Raw genomic sequence first — 18,612 nt, 5'->3', positions numbered from 1 at the left:
TCGCGGCGGCGGGGAACAGCGGCCCCGCCGGCAGGGTGTCCACTCCCGGCAGCGCCGACGCGGCGCTGACCGTGGGCGCGGTGGACAAGCAGGGCCGCATGGCCGACTTCTCCAGCCCCGGGCCGCGTGTGAGCGACCACGCGATCAAACCGGACGTGGTCGCGCCGGGGGTGTCCATCACGGCCGCGGCCGCAGGGGGCGGATACCGGTCGCTGAGCGGCACCTCGATGGCCGCCCCGCACGTGACGGGGGCGGCGGCCATCCTGGCCCAGCGCCATCCCGGGTGGACGGGCGCGCGGCTCAAGGCCGCGCTGATCGGCAGCGCCGCACCCGTTGCCGGCGCGACGCCCTATCAGCAGGGCACCGGGCTGATCGACCTGGGGCGCGTCCTGACGCAGCAGGTCACGGCCGCGCAGGTCAACCTGTGGGCCGCGTTCCCGTGGAACGGCTCGGGCGAGCGCACGGCGGAGAGGACGATCACGTACGCCAACGCGGGCGACGCCCCGGTCACCCTGGACCTGTCGGCGCAGGGCGAGGTGCTGAAGCTCCCGGCCCGCGAGGTCACGGTCCCGGCCAAGGGGGAGGCGTCGGTCACGCTCACCATCGACGCCGGCGGGAAGGCGCCCGGCGACTACCCGGGAGCGGTCACCGCCACGTCGGGCGAGACGGTGATCCGCACCCTGGCCGGCGCGTACGTCGAGCCGGAGTCGTACGACGTGACCATCACCGTCCTCAACCGGCAGGGTCTCCCCGCCACCCCCATGCGCAGCGAGATCTACGACGCGAAGACCGGGACCGTCCACATACCGGCCTTCCGGAACGGCGTGGCGAAGATCCGGCTGCCCGAAGGGGACTGGAACCTCTACACCGATGTCGGCGAGAGGATCGACGGGAAGTTCAGCCTGACGATCGCCGCCTCCCCGCTGACGATCGACGGCGGCGACCGTCAGCTCACGGTGGACCTGCGGCAGGCGAAGGCCGCCGAGGTCACGCTCGACGACCCGAGCGCCGAGCGGACGGACGGTTTCGGGGCCGGGCTGGTGCACGGCGCGTGGAACTCCTGGATGTGGACGAGCGGCCAGAACACCGAGCTCCACGTCCTTCCCGCCCGCGTGCCGGGTCTGACCTACGCCCTGACGACCACGTGGGTCAGCAAGGACGTCTCCCCCAGCCCGTACGTCTACGACCTCGTCCACCACCACACCGGCGGCATCCCCGACGATCCCACCTACGAGGCCAGGCAGAAGGATCTGGCGAAGGTCACCGCGACCTACCGCGCGTCGGGCGTGGCGGCCACGGGCACGCCCATGGCCGGGTTGCGCGTGGTCGACTTCCCCGGCGCGAGCCTGGCGGCGCCGATCGGCGACATCCCCCTGCCCGGCACGCTCGTCCACTACCGGACCCCCGGGCTCACCTTCGAGAGCGGGCTCCAGGTCGGCACGTCGCTGATGTTCGACGGCGGCCGGCTCATGCGGCGCGGCCACACCAGCGAGGTGTGGAACGCCGCGGTCACCGGGCCGTCCTTCCTGCTGCCGGGCGGCAGCCGTACCGGTGACCGGCTGACCTTCTCGGGGCTGGGGATGTTCGCCGACGGAGGGCCGGGGCGTACCGGATCGGACGTCGCCGCCACCGGCACCGCCACCCTTGCCGAGGACGGGCGGACGCTGGTCACGGCCGACCTCTCCAACTGTGCCGTCTTCCAGCCGGAGGGCTGTGAGCTGCGGGCCGACCTGCCCCCCGGCTCCGGCGCGTACACGCTGACCGCGTCGATGCGCAGGGAGGTGCCGCATTCGGCGTTGTCCACCGAGGTGACGTCCGTGTGGACGTTCAGGTCCGCCACCACGGACGGGGAGCGGCCGCTGCCGCTGATGGCGGTCCGCTACCGTCCCACGGGGCTGGACGACTCCAACCGCGCCGAGCCTGGCACCGCGACCCGTCTGCCCTTGTGGATCGAGCGCAATCCCGGATCCCAGAAGGCGGAGGCGAGGTCGGTCCGGCTGGAGATGTCCACCGACGACGGCGCGAGCTGGCGCCGCGTACCGGTCCAGCGCGCCGGCACCGGCTGGACCGCCGTCGTGCCGAACCCCCGTACGGCGGGATTCGTCTCCCTCCGCGCGACGGTGACCGACACGGCGGGCTCCGGAGTGACCCAGACGGTCCTCCGCGCCTACGCCGTCGGCTGACGGCTGCAGCTCCCCGGACCCCCGCGGGGTCCGGGGAGCGCCGGCCGGTGTGATCCGGATCACCTTCGGGCGATGTCACGCCACGCGTGATCGCCTCCGTCGTCAGACGCGGAGGTGGTACGCATGTTCAGCGCGTACGTAGTCGTCACCCTCATCACGATCGTGGCCAACCTGAGCGCCACTGCCGCCGACTTCGCACGGGCCAGGTTCGTCCTCGCGAACGCGGCCGAACTCGGCATCTCGCAGTCCTGGGTCCCGCTGCTGGGCGCCTTGAAGGCCGCCGGAGCCGCCGGGCTGCTCCTCGGGCTCCTGGGCATGCGGTTCATCGGCGTCGCCGCCGCCATCGGGCTGGTCCTGTTCTTCGTCGGCGCGGTCGCCGTCCACGTCCACACCCGCGTGTTCCACAACATCGCCGCTCCCGGCGGCTTCCTGGCGCTGGCCGTGGCCTCTCTCGCCCTCACCATCGTGCAGTGATGCAGTCTTAAGCCCGGCGGAAGGAGAGCGTAAGGGCACTCCGCCACTGTGGAGACATCGACGGCGAGCGCCGCCGAAAACCCGAAGGGACGAACCTCATGCGCAAGCTCAAGCTCCAGGTCCAGACCACCGTCGACGGCTACATGGCCGGCCCGGGCGGTGCGATGGACTGGCTGACGCACCCCTGGACCGACGACCTCAACGCCTACGTCGACGGGCTCACCAAGTCGGTCGACTGCATCGTGCTGGGCCGCAGGCTCGCCGAGGGATTCATACCGGCGTGGGCGTCCGGCCCGGAGGGCGAGGACCAGGCGTCCATCGACTGGATGAACAACACGCCCAAGGTCGTCATCTCCCACACCCTCACCGAGTCACCCTGGGAGAACGCCGTCGTCGCCGGCGGCGACCTGGCCGAGACCGTGGGCCGGCTCAAGTCCCGGCCGGGCGGCGACCTGATCGTCTACGGCGGCGGCACGCTCGTCGCGAACCTCATCGCCCAGGGGCTGGTGGACGAATTCCACCTGTTCGTCAACCCGACCGCGATCGGCGCCGGCATGCCCGTCTTCCCCGCCCTCGGCGTCAACCAGCGGCTCCGCCTCGTCACCGCCCGGCCGTTCGCGTGCGGGATCACCGCGCTGCACTACGAGCCGGAGCGTTCCTGAGGCGAAGCGGCCCCCGGTTATTCGATAGATCCGCTTTCCTGGCCGCTTGTACAGTGACGCCAGGCGTCAGGGGGAGGGGATCATGCCCGTGCACTATCCACGCACCCCGCATCTGCCCTGGTCGCCAGGGGCCACCGCGGACGACGTACGAGCAGGCGACCTGTCCGGGCTGCGGGGGCGCGAGGTGGTGGTCACCGAGAAGCTCGACGGGGAGAACACCACCCTGTACCCCGACGGCATGCACGCGCGGTCCCTCGACTCCGCGCATCATCCGTCCCGGGCGTGGGTGAAGGGCCTGCAGGGGCGGATCGGCGCGAGGATCCCGGCCGGATGGCGCGTGTGCGGGGAGAACATGTACGCCCGGCACTCCATCCCCTACCGGGAGCTGGAGAGCTGGTTCTACGGGTTCTCGGTCTGGGCCGGCGAGCGGTGCCTGGACTGGGACCGCACGGTCTCCTTCCTGCGCGACCTGGGGATCCCGGCGCCGCCGGTGCTGTGGCGGGGCGTCTTCGACGAGCGCACGCTGCGGGCTCTGCGGCTGGACACGGAGCGGCAGGAAGGGTACGTCGTCCGGACCGTCGAGGGGTTCGGACGGGAGGAGTTCGCCGGGCGGGTGGCCAAGTGGGTGCGGCGGGAGCACGTACGCACCGGCACCCACTGGATGCACGCCACCGTGGTGCCGAACACCCTGGGCCCGGCCGCGGCGCTGTGGTCGGTGCGGTCGGGGGCGGACGCCGACGTGGCCGCCCTGCTGGACGCGGTGGGCATCGCCGTCAAGGACCCCGCCGGAGCCGAGGCGGCCGTGGCCGAGGCGGCGGGCAGGCTCGACGTGATCGGGCGGCACGGTGACGCCCGGCTGGAGGGTGTGCTGGCCGCCGCCCTGCACGAGCTGCCGCGGGCCTGGTTGGCAGCCCGGCTGGCGAGGCCGCTGGGCATGCGGCCGGCCCGCCGCGTCGCGGATCTGGTCGGGCTGCACACGGGCCTGCACCGGCCCTTTCCCGACGAGGAACGGCGGGCCGGGCTGGCCCGCATGGCGCTCGCCGCCGATCTGGGGGTGCTGCACGCGGTCGCGGCGGCCGTGCCCGCCGCTCACGCCGACGACCAGGCCCGCGAGCAGGTCGAATGGTCGGCGCTGCACGCCGAGGACGCCGGGCTGCTCGGGCCGGATCCGCTGGAGCCCCTGCGGTCCGGGCTGCGCGAGGCACTCGCCGGACTCGACCCGCAGGCGGCCGACCGGTGCTGGGCCGAGGCGCGGGAGGCGTACGCCAGGGGCCGGATCGCCACGGTCGAGGAGGCCGTGGCGGCGACCTGGCGGTGGCGGCCGGGGAGGTTCCCCAGGCTGGTGCACCTGGTGGGGCCGGCGGGCAGCGGGAAGAGCACGTTCGCGGCGGGACTGCCCGGGATCGACGTGCGCCTGTCACTGGACGACCTGCGCGAGGCCCGGGGGTCGCGGGCCGACCAGCGGGCCAACCGGGAGGTGCTCGGCGAGGGCCTCGCCCGGCTCGACGCCGCGCTGGCCGGCGGCGGCATCGTGGTGTGGGACGCGACCTCGCTCAACCAGCACCAGCGCTCCCTGGTGCACGCCGTGGCACGCCGCCGCGACGCGCTCACGACGCACGCCGTCATGCTGGTGGACGAGGACGAGCTGCACCGGCGCAACGACCGGCGCGCCCACCCGGTGCCGCCGCACGTGCTCGCCGCGCAGGCGCGCCGGTTCGTCCCGCCCTATCCCGGGCAGGCCCATCGCACCTGGTACGTCGGCGCCTCCGGCACGGTCGAGGACGCGGACGGCGCCCTGGTCGGGGAGGAGGCGTGATGCGTACCAGTGAGGAGGTCTACCACCGGGTCCGCTGGGACCCGCGGTTCGATCCGTCGCGTTTCGTCCTGGGCGTCGGCCAGCGGGGCGCCGCGCCCAAGCGCATCCCGCTGCCCGCCTTCGCCCCGGGCGGGGACATCCCCTGGCACCGGGTGCTGTTCGTGGAGGCGGACGGGGAGCTGGTGTGGGACCGCGCGACCGGGCTGGACCGGGTGGACACCTGCGAGGCCGGCCGGGCGCGGGTCCCGCGCCGCCTCCGGGCGCCGTTCTTCACGGCCAGGACCCCGCATACGTGGGATGCGGACGGCGGCTGGCGGCCCGGCTCCGGACATGCGGCGCCGGCGACGGCGGCCCTGCGCGTCCTGACGTGGAACACGCTGTGGGACCGCTACGACGGCGAGCGCATCGACACCGCCCGCCGCCGGCCCCTGCTGCTGGCGGCCCTGGAGGAGGCCGACGCCGACGTCATCGCGCTGCAGGAGGTCGAGTCCGAGCTGCTGTCCATGCTGCTGGCGGCGCCGTGGGTACGCGCCCGCTACACTGTCGGCACCGGCCCGGACGGCGCGGACGTGGACGACTGCGGGCTGCTCCTGCTCAGCCGGCTGCCCGTGCGGGAGGCCGCCTGGCACGAGCTCGGCCCCCACAAGGCGGTGTCCGCCGTCGTCGTGGACACTGAGGGCGGTCCCCTCGTGGTCGCCGTCACCCACCTGACCAGCGACCACACCGCCGACGGCGCCGCCAGGCGGCGAGCCGAGCTGGACCGGATCGCCGAAGGGCTGGCCGGAATCGACGGCGACCTGGTGCTGCTGGGCGACTTCAACGACGGCACCGACGCCCCCGCGGTCGCGCTCGGGCTCCGTGACGCCTGGACGGAGGCGTACGGGGCCGACGACCAGACCCCCACCTTCGACCCGCCGGCCAACCCGCTGGCGGCGATCTCCTCCCGGTCCGGGAGGGCCGCGCGGCTGGACCGCGTCCTGCTACGGGGCCGGCCTCGGGTGGTCTCGGCGGCCCTGCGCGGTGACACGCCGACGCCCGAGGGGTTGTACATCTCCGATCACTACGGCGTGGAAGCGGTCCTCGACGTCGCGGCGGACGTGCGTGACGAGGCCGCCGGGGTGCTCGACGTGGCCCCGACCGCCCGTACGGCGGTGGCGTGGGTGCCGCCGCCGGAATTGTGGCCGCCGATCCAGGACGTCCGCCGGGCGCACGATCCGCGGATCGACCGCTGGCCGCCGCACGTCAACCTGCTCTTCGGTTTCGTACCGGAGTCCGAGTTCGAGCCGGCGGCGCCGTTGCTGGCCGAGGCGGCCGCCGAGGTCGAGCCCTTCCCCGTACGCCTGCGGGGTGTGCGGGCCTTCCGGCACCGGGACGACGCGACAGTCTGGCTCGACCCCGCCGCCGACGGACCGGCGCCGTGGGCCGGCCTGCGCCGGGCGCTGGGACAGCGCTTCCCCCGCTGCAAGGGGCGGGCGGAAGGGTTCACGCCGCACCTGACGCTGGGGCGCGTCGATGATCCGCGACGTCTCGACGTCCGGATCGACGCCATGACGGCGCAGGTCGGGGACGTGATGCTGCTGTCGCGCCGGGCGGACGAGCCCATGCGCCCGCGAGCTGTGATCACCCTGGGGACGGGCGAGGTCCGGTGGCTGCCCGAGACCCAGGTGCCGGCCGCCGAAGGCCCGGATCTTAAGGCGTCGGCAGACCTGGTCGTACGGTGTCTGACGGAAGCGCTGCGGCCGGGGGTCGTGCACGTCGCGGGATCCCGGCGCATGGGATGCGAGCTGCCGGCGGCGGACCTGGACCTGGTGGCGGCACTGCCGGGAGAGACGGACCCGGTTGAGGTGGAGGCACGGGTGCGGCAGGCGCTGCCCGACGCCGGCCGAGTGCGGCAGGTGATCGGCGCCAGGGTGCCGGGCCTGCGATTCCACGTGGCCGGCCTGGACGTCGACCTCACCGTGGTGGCCTCCGGGCCGCTCTCCCCCGCGCACGCGCTGACCCGCCGCGCCGAGCTGGGCCAGGCGGCCGCGATCGCCATGAGCGCGGTCAGTGACGCTGACGCGATACGTGCCGCCGTCGGCGCCGATCACGCCCGCTTCGCCCGTCTCGCCAGGCAGGTGAAGGCGTGGGCGAGGGCCCGCGGTCTGGACTCGGCGCCGTTCGGCGGGCCTCCGGGGCTGGCCTGGACGGTGCTGGCGGCGCGGACCGTGCGGGAGGGCGGCGACCTGCTGGAGGACTTCTTCAGTACGTGGGCCGCCTGGAACTGGCGAGACCCCGTCGCTTTGACGCCCGCCGCCACTCCGGCCGAGCCGGCCCCGATGACGGTGATGACGCCGAGCGACCCGATGCGCAACTGCGCGCGCCAGATCTCCGCCGGCGGCAGGGACCTGCTCACGCAGGAGCTCTACCAGGCCTGGGAGCTCATCGGGAGCGGCCGCTCCGCCGAACTGTCCGCACCCCCGCCCCTCCACCGGCGTCACGCGGCGTGGGCCGTGGTGACCCTGCGGGCGGACCGGGCCGAGGAGTTCGACGCGACGCTCGGCCGGGCCCGGGGCCGCATGCTGGAGCTCCTCACCGCGCTGGAGGAGGCCGGGGTGCCGGACGCGCACGCCTGGCCCCGGCCGTTCGAGTCGGGCCCGCGCTCGGCGCGCTACGCCATCGGACTGGGCCGCACACCGCCGGCCGCCGCCCAGCTGGCCGAGCTCGCCGCCGGCTGGGTCAGAGGCCTGGCCGGGGTCACGGTCGAGCGGGTCGAAGGCGGCGCCGTACCCACTCTGACCTAGCGTTCGCGCTCATCGGCTGCCCAACAGGGTGGCCTGCAGCGGTAGCACGGCGTGCACGCGGTACCCGCCGCCCTCGCGCGGCCCGGCGTCGAGCACGCCGTGGAACAGCGCCACCCGCTCCCTGATCCCGGTCAGACCGTTCCCTTCCGAGGGCGCCGCGGGGCCGGCGCGACCGTCGCGGGGCCCCTCGTCCACGATCTCCAGGCGCAGCGCGGCGTCGCCATGGGTGATCTTCACCAGGGCCTCGGTGGGGCCGGCGTGCTTGAGGACGTTCGTGAGCGCCTCCTGGGCGATGCGGTAGGCGGACAGGTCCAGGCCGGCGGGCAGCGGCCGCGGCGTGCCCTCGACCTGGAGCGCGATGTCCAGCCCGGCCGAGCGCAGTTGGGTGATCAGCTCGGCCAGCCGGTCGAGGGTCGGCTGCGGGGCGGTCTCGTCGCCCGCGGGCGCCGCCCGGAGCAGGCCGAGCATGCGGTGCAGCTCCTCCACGGCGCCGCGCCCGGTCTCCTCGATCACGGCCAGCGCCTCGCGCTCGCGCCGGCGCTCCTCGGGCAGCGTCAGCCGTACGCCGCCGGCCTGCATCACCATGACGCTGACGCTGTGCGTGACGATGTCGTGCAGCTCCCGGGCGATGCGGGCGCGCTCGCGGGCCACCGCCTCGCGGGCGAGCAGCTCGGCGCGGGCGGCCAGCAGCCGGCTGTGCGCGTCGGCCTCGTCGGCCTTGTCGGCCCGCAGCCCGTGCCGCCGCACGGCCACCCCCGTGCCGCCGGCGATCATCACCATCACGACGGCGACCGCGTACTCCTCCACCCCGGTGTGCCCGGCGAGGAACATGCCCGACAGGAAGACCCCGGTCATCGCCAGCCCGGCCACCCCTTGCGGACTGCCCGGCGCGACCACGGTCAGCAGCGTGAACAGCAGCAGCAACTGGGTGTACCACTGCCAGGCCCCCGGCGGCTGCTGGGCCAGCAGGAACACCGCCAGGCTGGCCCCGGTGAACACGCACACCACCGGGAACGGGAAACGCCGCCGCACCAGCACCAGGAACGCGGTCAGCAGCGCCCCGCCCAGCCACAGCGCCAGGACCGGCCGGTCAGGCAGGTCCGCGGGGTTCCTCAGCTCTTCGACCAACGCGAACAGGCCGATCACGGCGGCGAGGAGCCAGTCGATCGTCCTCAGCCGCGTCGTACGTCGCCCGGCGCCGCTGTCGGACACGGCAGGGGAAGGGGGAGAGTCGGCCATGAGCGGAGCCTAGATCACCACATGAGGGTGGTCATCAGCCCAGCGCCGCACCCCGTGTCCCCCTCTGGGCGGATTCGCGCGGATCACGACATCCCTCGCCAACCATCCCCACCCACGGCGTATGCGGGTGTTCACTCCGGCTTCGGCGATCGGACATCGAACCTCGGTACTTTGCACCCCTATCTCCAAACTTGCCCCAAGGGAAGCGTCATGTCTCGTCACCTCATCGCCGCGCTCGCCGTCGGCACGGCACTGGCCACCACGATGGCCGGACCGGCGGCCGCCTCACCAGGAGGGCCGGCGCGGGTCCTGTCCGACGTGACGCTGCCCGCGCGGACCTGGCCACGTTCGAGGCGGGCATCGTACGGGACTCCAGAGGGGTCAAGCTGGGCGGCGTCGGCAGCGGCCTGTTCCCTGCCGGACGCCCGGGCGTGTACTGGATGGTTACCGATCGCGGCCCGAACGGCGAGCCCAAGGTCAACGGCGAGAAGCGGCGGACGTTCCCGGTGCCGGAGTTCGCGCCCGCGATCGTCCGCGTGGCCGTGCGGGACGGCAAGGCGCGCATCGTACGGAGCATCCCGCTGAAGAAGTCCGACGGCACGCCGATCACCGGCCTGTCCAACCAGGCCGGTCACGACGAGACGCCCTACACCTGGGACGGCCTGACCCGGCTCTCCTACGACCCGAACGGGCTCGACACCGAGGACGTCGTCACGGACGGGCACGACGGCTTCTGGCTGGTGGACGAGTACTCTCCCTCGCTCGTGCACGTGGCCGGCGACGGCCGCGTCAAGGCCAGGTACGTCCCCAAGGGACTCGGCCTCACCGGAGCCGGTTACCCCGTGCACGAGACGCTGCCCGCGGTCTTCGCCACCCGCCAGCAGAACCGCGGCATCGAGGCGCTCGGCATCTCGCCCGCCGAACGCGCCCTGTACCTGGCCGTACAGAGCCCGCTGGCCAACCCGGACAAGGCGACCGGCAAGGCCTCCAGCGTCGCCCGCATCCTCCGCGTGGACCTCCGGACCGGGCGGCCCACCGGCGAATGGGCGTACAAGATGGAGGACGTCGCCACCTTCGACCCGGCCGCGGAGCAGGGCGACATGAAGATCTCCGCCCTCACCGTGCTGCGGCCCGGCCGCCTGCTGCTGCAGGAACGCACCGACGCCGTCTCCCGCCTCTACACCGTCGATCTCCGCAAGGCGACCGACCTCCTCGGCGGCGTCCACGACGATCCGGCCACCACGCCGTCGCTGGAGGCGGCCCTTCCCGCGGACGTCACCGTGGCGGCCAAGTCACTGGCCGTGGACCTGGCGGCGATCGACGGCCTGCCCGGCAAGATCGAGGGCGTCGCGGTGCTCGACCCCAAGACGATCGCCGTCGCCAACGACAACGACTTCGGCCTCGGTACCTTCGGCCCCGACGGCCGCCTGGTGGATTCCGGGGTCACCAGCCGCATCCTGACGATCCGGCTCCCCCGGCCGCTTCGCTAGCTCACGCGCCGTGCGGGCCCGTGCCCCCACGGCGCGTGCTCGGGCCTCCTGTCACCAGTCGCCGTCTTCGTAGTCGTTGCCCTTGTAGAGCTGGCCGCGTACCGCGCCGCCGGGGAAGACGGCGTTGTGCAGGTTCGTGTACCAGTTGCTCGGGTTGTTCCAGATGCGCTTCGACACGGCGGGGGAGGTCGTCGCGCTGCCCGCGAGCCCGTTGACGCTGGGCGGCAGGCCCTTCTCTGCCTCGAAGAAGGGCACCACGACGGGCCCGTTCTTGCCCTTCGGGGCACGGTGGATGTGTGCCATGGTCGGTGCGGCGATCTTCTTCCAGGCGGCGGCGAACCACACGCGGTTGCCCGCCGGTTGCACCAGCCAAGCGGCCCGGCCGTTGCTGTCGCCGACCTTCGTCTTGGGCGCCGGCACCTCCTGCCGTCCGTTGGCCTGCGTGGTGAGCGTTTCGGTGAACCCGTGCGTCAGCACGGACTCCAGCTCGACGGGGCGGACGCGGTGCAGCTGGGCGCGTACGGCCCCGCCGCCGAACTCGGCGTTGTGCAGGTTGGCGTACCACCCCATGGGGTTGTTGACTATGCGACCGAGCAGGTTGAGGTCCTTGACGAAGACCGTTCCCTTGATCGCGTGGAGTTGAGGGGGCAGCGCCGTGCCGATGAAGGGGATCCTGACTTCCCCGTTCTCGCCCTCATCGCCTACATGGATGTGGAACCCGCTGGGCGCGGAGATCTTGTGCCACCGGATGGCGTAGTCGACCCGGCTACCGTGGATCCGGAACACGGCGAGCGCGCTGCCGTCCGGGTCACCCACCTTCATGCCCTCGACGGGCACTTCGTTCTCGCCCAGGAGCGAGGCGGCCAGATACACGGGAGTGCTCGCCTGCGCTGTGGCCGGATTGACGGCGGTGGCGACCAGCGCCGTGGCGATGGCCAGGCCAGGGACGGCGAGGGTGCGCATGTTCATGACTGAACCTTTCAGCTGCCTCGACTGTGAGGCCTAATTGGGTGCTCCCTCGGGGGTACGGGCAGCTGCCGGAGCGGGGTTCAACCATGGCGTGTGGATAAATGATCGCAAGCAGGGCCGTGCCCACCCTGGCCGCCAAGCCGATCATCGACCTGAGCCACCACCCGCACGTCGTCACGGCCGACATCTGGGACACCGAGCGGCTGCTCCGCGACCACCTGCGGGCGAACCCGCAGGCGGCCGCCGAGTACGCCGGGCTGAAGCGGCGCCTCGCCGCCGCCGGTCACGCGGCCTGCCGCTGGTCTCCGTATGGGAGGAGGGAGCGCCCTACCACCCCGCCCCGACGGTTCACAAGTGATCTCCAAGTGGCCGCCGCCATAGTACGGGGCATGAAGACGAAGACGATCACCCTGACGGCGGCTCTGCTCGCCGCCGTCGGCCTCGCCCCGGCCGCGGTGGCCGCATCACAGGACGGCGGCGCCCACGTGCTCGCCGCCGACGGCGAGGGCGAGTACGACATCAAGGACGTGCCGCACGCGCTGCTCAAGCGGTGACCCCGATGGCGGGCGGCGACCACCGGGTCCATCGTGCCGGCTCCTCGGTGCAAAGCCGTGCGCCAGGTCCTCGTCGTCGACCTCGGTACGCCAGGCCATGCAGTGGAGGAACTGGCGGGCGACCACGGCCGCCTGGAACGGCGTCACGGCCAGCGCCGTCACGAACCCCGCCAGCCCCCATCCCAGGGTCGTGAGCGGCTCGGGGAGCAGGCTGAGCCCTCGCTGAAGCCCCCACACCGCCGCGGCGGGCAGGATGACGACGCCGAAGGCCAGCGTGAACGGGGTCGGCAACTCGCGATACTGGATCAGGTGATAGGCGCGGCCGATCGCCCCCAGCGCCGTGCAGCCGTGCAACACGACGCTCGGCACGGCCAGCAGCCCGGGCATGGCCACGAGCGCCAGCACCGCCGACGCCATGGAGGCCGCCCACTCCGCCTCGGTCGCCAGCAGCACGCCCGCCCCCGCGGCCACCGTCAGCACACCCGTCCAGATCAGCAGCGGGCCATCGGAGATTCCGATCAGCTGGAACCGCCCGTTGACCACCGCCGCCGAGCCGCTCGACGCCACCGCCAGCACCAGCAGGGAGAGCGTGGCGAGCGGCACGTGCACCATCACACCTGGAAGGGCCAGCCCGGCCAGGTGTCGTCCGGCGCTCAGATAGCTCTGCAGCAGCACGCCGGGCCAGCGCAGCCGCTCGACGTGGTCCAACGAGGTCATGGGCCAAACGCTGACAGGACGTTCGTCCCGTTCGCTGCCTACTCATCGCAAATGGTCTCGGCATCGTCCGAGAGCCCGCCGTGGATGTGTGGGACTGATCACCTCCGATGTGTGGACTCCTGCACAGAGCGTCGCTTGGAACCTCCGTAATGTCCCTGCTGCCGGAACGACCGGCAGACGAAAACGGGAGGAAATCCAATGCGTAAGACCCTTGCGATCGCGGCTCTCGCCGGCTCGATGGCCGTCACCGGCCTCGCCGTCGCCCCGGCCGCTCAGGCCGCCACCCACTCCACGACCGGCACCAGCTGGGGCAAGCTCTTCTCCAGCGACCACAAGGCCTACACCTTCGGCAAGACGTGGAAGAAGGGCGGCAAGGTCTTCACGAAGTGGTACGGGGTCGACAACAAGGGCGGCAAGAAGGGCTGGGTCTGGTTCGAGTACTACCAGAACGGCGGCTGGCACAAGTTCAACCGCTCGTGGGACGGCAAGGTCGTCGGCGCCTGGAGCGGCCACGGGATCAAGAAGGTCTACACCTTCACCTGCTGGGCCGGCAAGTTCGACAACTGCGGCAAGAAGTACCGCATCTACTAGGATCCGGCAGGCTTGGACTTTTCATCCAAGCGCTATACATTGTGTCCAGACAGTCTTGTCTGGAGGACCGATGAGTGCCGAGCAGGATGCGATCATCGCCGCGCTGGCCCCGGTGGCCGACGGGATCGCGGCCACTCTCGGGTCGTTCTGCGAGGTCGTGGTGCACGACTTCCGCCGCCCCGAGCGTTCCGTGGTCGCCATCGCCGGCTCCGTCACCGGGCGCGGCGTCGGCGGGTCGATGAGCGAGATCGGCATGGGCATCCTGGCCCGCGGCGACGAGGCGGAGGACGAGCTCAACTACGTCACCCGCACCCGGGACGGCAAGCTCGTCAAGTCCTCCACCATGGTCCTGCGCGACAGTGAGGGCGCCGTGTTCGGCGCCCTGTGCCTCAACCTGGACATCAGCGCGATCTCTCAGGCCCACGCGCTGATCGGGCAGCTGGCCGGGGTGTCCGCCCCGGCCGCCGTGCCGACCACGACCTTCGGCGACGACATCGACTCCGTCGTGAACGCGGTCGTGGACGCCCACCAGCTCGACCGGCACAAACCCTGGGCCGAGCTCACCCGCGAGGAGCGGGTGGAGCTGTTCAGGAGCCTGGACGAGAGCGGCGTGTTCGCCGTGCGCCGCGCGGTCCCCCAGGTGGCGGCCCGGCTCGGCATCTCGCGTGCCTCCGCCTACGCCTATCTGTCGCAGGCCCGCACCGGATCCGACACCCCGCAGGAGCAGCACACATGACGAACTCTCTCCCGGTCACCCTGGACGACGTCCACGACGCCGCGGCCCGGCTCAAGGGCGTCGCGCACCGCACGCCCGTCCTGCGCTCGCGGACGCTGGACGCCCTGGTGAGGGCGGAGGTCTTCGTCAAGTGCGAGAACTTCCAGCGCATCGGCGCGTTCAAGTTCCGCGGCGCCTACAACGCCGTCTCCCGGCTCACGCCCGAGCAGCTGGCCCGGGGCGTGGCCGCGTACTCGTCCGGCAACCACGCCCAGGCCGTCGCCCTGGCCGCCCGCGAGCTGGGCAGCACCGCGGTGATCGTCATGCCGGAGGACACGCCCCGCTCCAAGCTCGAGGCCACGGCCGGATACGGCGCCGAGGTCGTCACCTACGACCGCTACACCGGCGACCGGGTGGCCATCGGCGAGGCGCTGGCCACCGAGCGCGGGCTGACGCTCATCCCGCCGTACGAGCACCCGCACGTCATCGCCGGCCAGGGCACCGCGACGCTGGAGCTGATCGAGGAGGTCGGCGAGCTGGACGCGCTGCTGGTGCCCATCGGCGGCGGCGGCCTGATCGCGGGCAGCGCCACGGCGGCCAAGGGCCTGCTGCCCGGTGTCCGGGTGATCGGCGTGGAGCCCGAGGCGGGCGACGACACCAAGCGCTCACTGAGCGCGGGCAGGCGGGTGTCCATCCCGGTCCCGCGGACGATCGCGGATGGTCAGGCCGCGGACATCCCGGGCGAGCTCACGTTCTCCATCAACAAGCACCTGGTGGACGACGTCGTCCTGGTCTCCGACGACGAGATCAGAAGGGCGATGCGGCTGGCGTTCGAGCGCATGAAGATCGTCATCGAGCCCAGCGGCGCGACCCCGCTGGCCGCGCTGCTGGCCGGGCGGCTCGAACCCGTGCCGCGCCGGATCGGCCTGATCGTCTCCGGTGGCAACATCGACGTGCGCCGCTTCGCCGAGATCATGACAGCTTGACCAGGGCGGTGCCCCGGTAGGCGCCGCGCAGCTGCGCGACGAGGGCCCGGGGCACCTCGGCGATCCCTCCCTCGACCACCGTGTGCGGGAACACGAAGCGGCCCTCGCGCAGCCACCGGCTGTAGTGCTCGGTCCACGCCGCGTACGACTCCGGCTCGTACGACGTGGTGAACCCGCGGAACGTGACGTCCCTGAGCACGGCCGGCTCCAGGTCGAGGGTCGGGTTCCGGCCGGACAGGCCGCCGCAGAGGACGAAGCGGGCGTTCGGCGCCGCCAGCCGCAGGGCGGCCTCGAACTGCTCGCCCGCGACGTTGTCGAAGAAGACGTCGATGCCGTCCGGCGCGAGCTCGGCCAGCCGCTCGGCCACCGGCCCGTCGTGGTAGTCGAAGGCGGCGTCGAAGCCCAGCTCGTCCACCAGATAGCCGATCTTGTCCTTGCTGCCCGTGCTGCCGATCACCCGCGCGGCGCCCCGGCAGCGGGCGATCTGGCCGGCCACCGAGCCGACGCCCGAGGTCGCGGCCGACACGAACACGGTGTCGCCCTCGCCGGCTCCCGCGAGCTCCACCATGCCCCGCCACGCGGTGGGGCCCTGGTTCAGGTGGTAGTGCGGGCCTGGCAGCAGATCGGGATCCAGCTTGGTGAACGCCCAGTCGCCGGCGTCGCCGACGACGTGCTCGCGGAATCCGTACGTGTGCCGCACCAGGTCGCCGACGGCGTACTCGGGGCTGTTGGAGCGGACGACGGTGCCGACGGTGGGCGCCCACGGCGGCTCGCCCACCTGGTAACCGGACATCGGCAACTCCGGGTGGGGCTCGGCCTCCATCAGGTCGCGCATGACCACGGACAGCAGCATCCAGTCGTTGCGCACGAGGAACTCGCCCTCGCCCGGCTCTCCCACCTCGGCGTCGACGAGCTCGAAATGCTCCTCGGTCAGCTCGCCGACCGGACGCGACGCCAGCCGTGCTTCCATGACTCAGCCCTCCTTCTGGGTTCGGAAGGGCCACGGTAGGAAGGATCGAGGTCAGCTTCGTGCCGCGATGGGACCACAGTGACCGGATCGCGGTGGGGCCGTCAGGGTTTGCGGGCCAGACCGGCCACGACGTTGTAGCGGGTCAGGTCCTGGCGGATGAGGTCGTCAGGCTCGGAGCGCCAGTCGGCCAGCGGCACCAGGCCCGGCTCGACGAGCTCCCAGTCGCCGAAGTACGACAGGATCTCGGCGCGGGTGCGCCAGCGCCCGGTGCCCAGGTTCTGGTTGAAGTTCCGCTCCGCCTCCACGGCGATCCTGGCGGCTTCGGGGTGCTCCTCGCCGGGGTTGTGGAAGTGCACGATGGCCAGGTGACTCCCGGGGGCGAGCCGCTCGCGGAGACGGGCCGTCACGCCGCCGGGGTCCTCGTCGTCGTTGATGTGGTGCAGGACCGACACGAGCAGCAGCCCGACCGGCCGGCTGAAGTCCAGGAAGCCCGTGACCTCCGGGTTCTCCAGGATCTCCCCCGGGCGGCGCAGGTCGCCGTCCACCACCGTGGTGACGTCATCGGTGGCCAGCAGCGCCCTGGCGTGCGCCAGCACGACCGGGTCGTTGTCGACGTAGACCACGCGGGCCTCGGGCGCCGCCGCCTGGGCGATCTCGTGCACGTTGCCCTGGGTGGGCAGCCCGGAGCCGATGTCCAGCAACTGGCGGAGGCCGGCCTCGGCCACCATGTACCGCACCGCCCGGCGCAGGAACGTCCGGTTCGCCCGGCCCGCCTCGCGGGCGTCGGGGGCGATCTTCAGTGCCTCCTCGGCGACCTGGCGGTCAATCGCGAAGTTGTCCTTGCCGCCCAGGAAGTAGTCGTACACGCGGGCGATGCTGGGCACGGTGGGATCCACGCCCGGGGGCACCCGGCCCTGTCGCGACTCGCCCGGTACCGTGCTGTCGCCCATGATCCACCTCGCACCCTCGCCCGGCCCGGTGATCGATAGGAATCGTAGCGCCGCCCGCCCGGAATGTCCCCCGCCGATGATCCGCACGCCGGACGGCCCGGCCCCGTTCCCGCATTCTCCGCCCGCAGCAGAGGCGATCACGCGATATATGGGCTGAGCCGCGATGGCCGGTAGCATCGGCGGCATGATGCGCGGGTTGGGCGAACTCGAGTCCACGGTCATGGATCGCATGTGGGCCCGGCGCCGTCCCGCCTCCGTGCGGGACGTGCTGGAAGAGCTGCGGCAGGAGCGCCACATCGCCTACACCACCGTGATGACCGTGATGGACAAGCTGCACACCAAGGGCCTGCTCAAGCGCCGGCCCGTCGGCCGCGCCTACGTCTACGAGCCGGTCGCCTCGAAGGAGTCCTACACCGCCGACCTGATGCGCAGCGCGCTGGCGGGCAGCGGCAACCAGGCGGCCACGCTCGTGCACTTCCTCGAACGGCTCACCCCCGAGGAGACGACCGCGCTGGAAGCTGCCCTGCAGGTGTTCCCGCCCAAGGGCAAGCAGTCGTGATCGCCGCCGCCGTTCTCTCCGTCTACGCGATCGGCGCCGCGTTCGGGCTGCCGGCGCTCGGGCGGCGGGCCGCGAGCCGGGCCGACCGGGCGCCGCGCCTGGCGATCGCGGCGTGGCTGGCGGCCGCCGTCTCGGTGGTGGCCTCGGCCGTGCTGTCCGCGCTGGCCTTCGCCGTCCCCGCCGACGTCGTGGGGCACGGTCTGGCAGGGCTGTTCGAGGCGTGTGCGGCCATGCTGACCGACCACTCCAGCCTGACCAGGGCAGGCGTCGCGGCGCTGCTCGCCGCCGCCGTGGTGGTGGCCCGCCTGCTGTGGTGCGGCGCGGCCGTGCTGGCCCGTACGGGGCTGGAGCGGCGCGAGCACGCGGCGCTGCTCGGGCTGCTCGGCCGGCGCGACCGCGAGCTCGGCGCGATCGTGCTGGAGCACGACGAGCGGCTCGCCTACTGCGTGCCCGGCCGGCACGCGGAGACCGTGATCACCACGGGCGCGCTGCGCAGCCTGTCGCCCGAGCAGGTCGCCGCCGTGCTGGCGCACGAGCAGGCTCACCTGCGCGGCCGTCACCACCTCGTGCTGGCCGCGGCACAGGCCCTGGCCAGGGCGTTCCCGAAGGTGCCGGTGTTCGGGGCGGCCCGGGTGGAGATCGCGCGGCTGATCGAGCTGCTGGCCGACGACATGGCGGCCCGCCGCCACCCGCGCGTGCAGATCGCCGCCGCGCTGGTCGGCCTGGCCACCGGCCGGGCGCCGGCGTTCGCGCTGGGCGCCGGCGGCGAGACCGCCCTGGCCCGCGTGCGCCGCATGCTCAACCCCGAACGCCCGCTGCGGCGGGCCGAGCGCCTGGTCGGCCTGCTGGCCGTGGGCGCGTTGCTGGGCGGTCCCGCGATGGTGGCGCTGGTGCCCGGCATCGCGTCGTTCATCGCGCACCACTGCCATTCGCTGCTCACGTTCTGACCCGGGG

17 protein-coding genes are annotated in these 18,612 nt (G+C 72.7%); 12 read left to right on the top strand and 5 right to left on the bottom strand.

Annotated features, from left to right (window positions below; translation table 11 throughout):
- From ID574_RS25240 to ID574_RS25220, 5 genes are all read left to right on the top strand, one after another.
- Positions 1 to 2,183: S8 family serine peptidase (locus ID574_RS25240; protein ID WP_188191403.1), on the top strand; the 2,183-nt coding region annotated here is incomplete at its 5' end.
- 123 nt (positions 2,184 to 2,306) lie between these two features.
- A complete protein-coding gene (locus tag ID574_RS25235; protein ID WP_188191402.1) occupies positions 2,307 to 2,657 on the top strand; it encodes a DoxX family protein in 351 nt (116 codons plus the stop codon).
- A gap of 98 nt (positions 2,658 to 2,755) precedes the next feature.
- Positions 2,756 to 3,319: a dihydrofolate reductase family protein gene (locus ID574_RS25230; RefSeq protein WP_188191401.1), complete on the top strand. Its 564-nt coding sequence runs from the start codon at positions 2,756 to 2,758 to the stop codon at positions 3,317 to 3,319.
- An 82-nt stretch (positions 3,320 to 3,401) separates the two neighbouring features.
- Entirely contained in the window at positions 3,402 to 5,135 is a 1,734-nt protein-coding gene (locus ID574_RS25225; protein ID WP_188191400.1) for an RNA ligase family protein, read from the top strand.
- Positions 5,135 to 7,918, top strand: coding sequence for a poly(A) polymerase (locus ID574_RS25220; protein WP_188191399.1), 2,784 nt, complete (start codon positions 5,135 to 5,137; stop codon positions 7,916 to 7,918). Before ID574_RS25225 ends, ID574_RS25220 begins: the two co-directional genes overlap by 1 nt.
- Positions 7,919 to 7,927: 9 nt before the next feature.
- On the opposite strand, the gene ID574_RS25215 is transcribed toward ID574_RS25220, so the two are convergent.
- Complete coding sequence (locus ID574_RS25215; protein WP_188191398.1) at positions 7,928 to 9,157, bottom strand: sensor histidine kinase; 1,230 nt, start codon at positions 9,155 to 9,157, stop codon at positions 7,928 to 7,930.
- 440 nt (positions 9,158 to 9,597) lie between these two features.
- On the opposite strand from ID574_RS25215, the gene ID574_RS25210 reads away from it, so the two are divergent.
- On the top strand, positions 9,598 to 10,647 hold the full coding sequence (locus ID574_RS25210) for an esterase-like activity of phytase family protein (RefSeq protein ID WP_442939321.1): 1,050 nt from the start codon (positions 9,598 to 9,600) through the stop codon (positions 10,645 to 10,647).
- A gap of 51 nt (positions 10,648 to 10,698) precedes the next feature.
- On the opposite strand, the gene ID574_RS25205 is transcribed toward ID574_RS25210, so the two are convergent.
- Positions 10,699 to 11,616 carry a CHRD domain-containing protein gene (locus tag ID574_RS25205; protein ID WP_188191397.1) on the bottom strand — a complete coding sequence of 306 codons (918 nt, stop codon included), beginning with the start codon at positions 11,614 to 11,616 and terminating at the stop codon, positions 10,699 to 10,701.
- 101 nt (positions 11,617 to 11,717) lie between these two features.
- Here ID574_RS25205 and ID574_RS25200 point away from each other — a divergent pair, with 101 nt between their 5' ends.
- Complete coding sequence (locus tag ID574_RS25200) at positions 11,718 to 12,170, top strand: GrpB family protein (protein WP_188191396.1); 453 nt, start codon at positions 11,718 to 11,720, stop codon at positions 12,168 to 12,170.
- Here ID574_RS25200 and ID574_RS25195 read toward each other — a convergent pair.
- Positions 12,081 to 12,887 (bottom strand): hypothetical protein, encoded by an 807-nt coding sequence (locus tag ID574_RS25195; protein ID WP_188191395.1) that lies wholly within the window; start codon positions 12,885 to 12,887, stop codon positions 12,081 to 12,083. The genes ID574_RS25200 and ID574_RS25195 overlap by 90 nt on opposite strands.
- A 198-nt stretch (positions 12,888 to 13,085) precedes the next feature.
- Between ID574_RS25195 and ID574_RS25190 the strand changes: the two genes are divergently transcribed.
- From ID574_RS25190 to ID574_RS25180, 3 genes are all read left to right on the top strand, one after another.
- Positions 13,086 to 13,478 carry a hypothetical protein gene (locus ID574_RS25190; RefSeq protein WP_188191394.1) on the top strand — a complete coding sequence of 131 codons (393 nt, stop codon included), beginning with the start codon at positions 13,086 to 13,088 and terminating at the stop codon, positions 13,476 to 13,478.
- 70 nt (positions 13,479 to 13,548) lie between these two features.
- The gene (locus tag ID574_RS25185; RefSeq protein WP_188191393.1) at positions 13,549 to 14,214 is read left to right on the top strand and encodes a helix-turn-helix transcriptional regulator; all 666 of its coding nucleotides are present in this window, start codon (positions 13,549 to 13,551) and stop codon (positions 14,212 to 14,214) included.
- Positions 14,211 to 15,179 (top strand): threo-3-hydroxy-L-aspartate ammonia-lyase, encoded by a 969-nt coding sequence (locus ID574_RS25180; protein ID WP_188191392.1) that lies wholly within the window; start codon positions 14,211 to 14,213, stop codon positions 15,177 to 15,179. The genes ID574_RS25185 and ID574_RS25180 overlap by 4 nt, the downstream gene beginning before the upstream one ends.
- On the opposite strand, the gene ID574_RS25175 is transcribed toward ID574_RS25180, so the two are convergent.
- Together ID574_RS25175 and ID574_RS25170 are read right to left on the bottom strand one after the other, a co-directional pair.
- The gene (locus ID574_RS25175) at positions 15,166 to 16,149 is read right to left on the bottom strand and encodes an MDR family NADP-dependent oxidoreductase (RefSeq protein WP_188191391.1); all 984 of its coding nucleotides are present in this window, start codon (positions 16,147 to 16,149) and stop codon (positions 15,166 to 15,168) included. The genes ID574_RS25180 and ID574_RS25175 overlap by 14 nt on opposite strands.
- 101 nt (positions 16,150 to 16,250) lie before the next feature.
- A complete protein-coding gene (locus ID574_RS25170; RefSeq protein ID WP_188191390.1) occupies positions 16,251 to 17,099 on the bottom strand; it encodes an SAM-dependent methyltransferase in 849 nt (282 codons plus the stop codon).
- Positions 17,100 to 17,283: 184 nt separating this feature from the next.
- Here ID574_RS25170 and ID574_RS25165 point away from each other — a divergent pair, with 184 nt between their 5' ends.
- Both ID574_RS25165 and ID574_RS25160 read left to right on the top strand, forming a co-directional pair.
- Positions 17,284 to 17,658, top strand: a complete 375-nt coding sequence (locus ID574_RS25165) for a BlaI/MecI/CopY family transcriptional regulator (RefSeq protein ID WP_223167043.1) — start codon at positions 17,284 to 17,286, stop codon at positions 17,656 to 17,658.
- Positions 17,655 to 18,605 (top strand): M56 family metallopeptidase, encoded by a 951-nt coding sequence (locus tag ID574_RS25160; RefSeq protein ID WP_188191389.1) that lies wholly within the window; start codon positions 17,655 to 17,657, stop codon positions 18,603 to 18,605. Before ID574_RS25165 ends, ID574_RS25160 begins: the two co-directional genes overlap by 4 nt.
- Positions 18,606 to 18,612: the final 7 nt, after the last annotated feature.

Origin of the sequence: Nonomuraea sp. SYSU D8015 (genome assembly GCF_008065375.1) — a bacterium.
Lineage (GTDB): Bacteria > Actinomycetota > Actinomycetes > Streptosporangiales > Streptosporangiaceae > Nonomuraea.
The sequence above is the reverse complement of the archived record's forward strand: the minus strand, read 5'-3'. Positions and strand labels throughout refer to the sequence as shown.

Bases quoted from the DNA above. Each gene is read 5' to 3' on its own strand.
- ID574_RS25235 (WP_188191402.1), top strand. From the start codon at position 2,307: ATGTTCAGCGCGTACGTAGTCGTCACCCTCATCACGATCGTGGCCAAC.
- ID574_RS25230 (WP_188191401.1), top strand. From the start codon at position 2,756: ATGCGCAAGCTCAAGCTCCAGGTCCAGACCACCGTCGACGGCTACATG.
- ID574_RS25225 (WP_188191400.1), top strand. From the start codon at position 3,402: ATGCCCGTGCACTATCCACGCACCCCGCATCTGCCCTGGTCGCCAGGG.
- ID574_RS25220 (WP_188191399.1), top strand. From the start codon at position 5,135: ATGCGTACCAGTGAGGAGGTCTACCACCGGGTCCGCTGGGACCCGCGG.
- ID574_RS25215 (WP_188191398.1), bottom strand. From the start codon at position 9,157: ATGGCCGACTCTCCCCCTTCCCCTGCCGTGTCCGACAGCGGCGCCGGG.
- ID574_RS25210 (WP_442939321.1), top strand. From the start codon at position 9,598: ATGGTTACCGATCGCGGCCCGAACGGCGAGCCCAAGGTCAACGGCGAG.
- ID574_RS25205 (WP_188191397.1), bottom strand. From the start codon at position 11,616: ATGAACATGCGCACCCTCGCCGTCCCTGGCCTGGCCATCGCCACGGCG.
- ID574_RS25200 (WP_188191396.1), top strand. From the start codon at position 11,718: ATGATCGCAAGCAGGGCCGTGCCCACCCTGGCCGCCAAGCCGATCATC.
- ID574_RS25195 (WP_188191395.1), bottom strand. From the start codon at position 12,887: ATGACCTCGTTGGACCACGTCGAGCGGCTGCGCTGGCCCGGCGTGCTG.
- ID574_RS25190 (WP_188191394.1), top strand. From the start codon at position 13,086: ATGCGTAAGACCCTTGCGATCGCGGCTCTCGCCGGCTCGATGGCCGTC.
- ID574_RS25185 (WP_188191393.1), top strand. From the start codon at position 13,549: ATGAGTGCCGAGCAGGATGCGATCATCGCCGCGCTGGCCCCGGTGGCC.
- ID574_RS25180 (WP_188191392.1), top strand. From the start codon at position 14,211: ATGACGAACTCTCTCCCGGTCACCCTGGACGACGTCCACGACGCCGCG.
- ID574_RS25175 (WP_188191391.1), bottom strand. From the start codon at position 16,149: ATGGAAGCACGGCTGGCGTCGCGTCCGGTCGGCGAGCTGACCGAGGAG.
- ID574_RS25170 (WP_188191390.1), bottom strand. From the start codon at position 17,099: ATGGGCGACAGCACGGTACCGGGCGAGTCGCGACAGGGCCGGGTGCCC.
- ID574_RS25165 (WP_223167043.1), top strand. From the start codon at position 17,284: ATGATGCGCGGGTTGGGCGAACTCGAGTCCACGGTCATGGATCGCATG.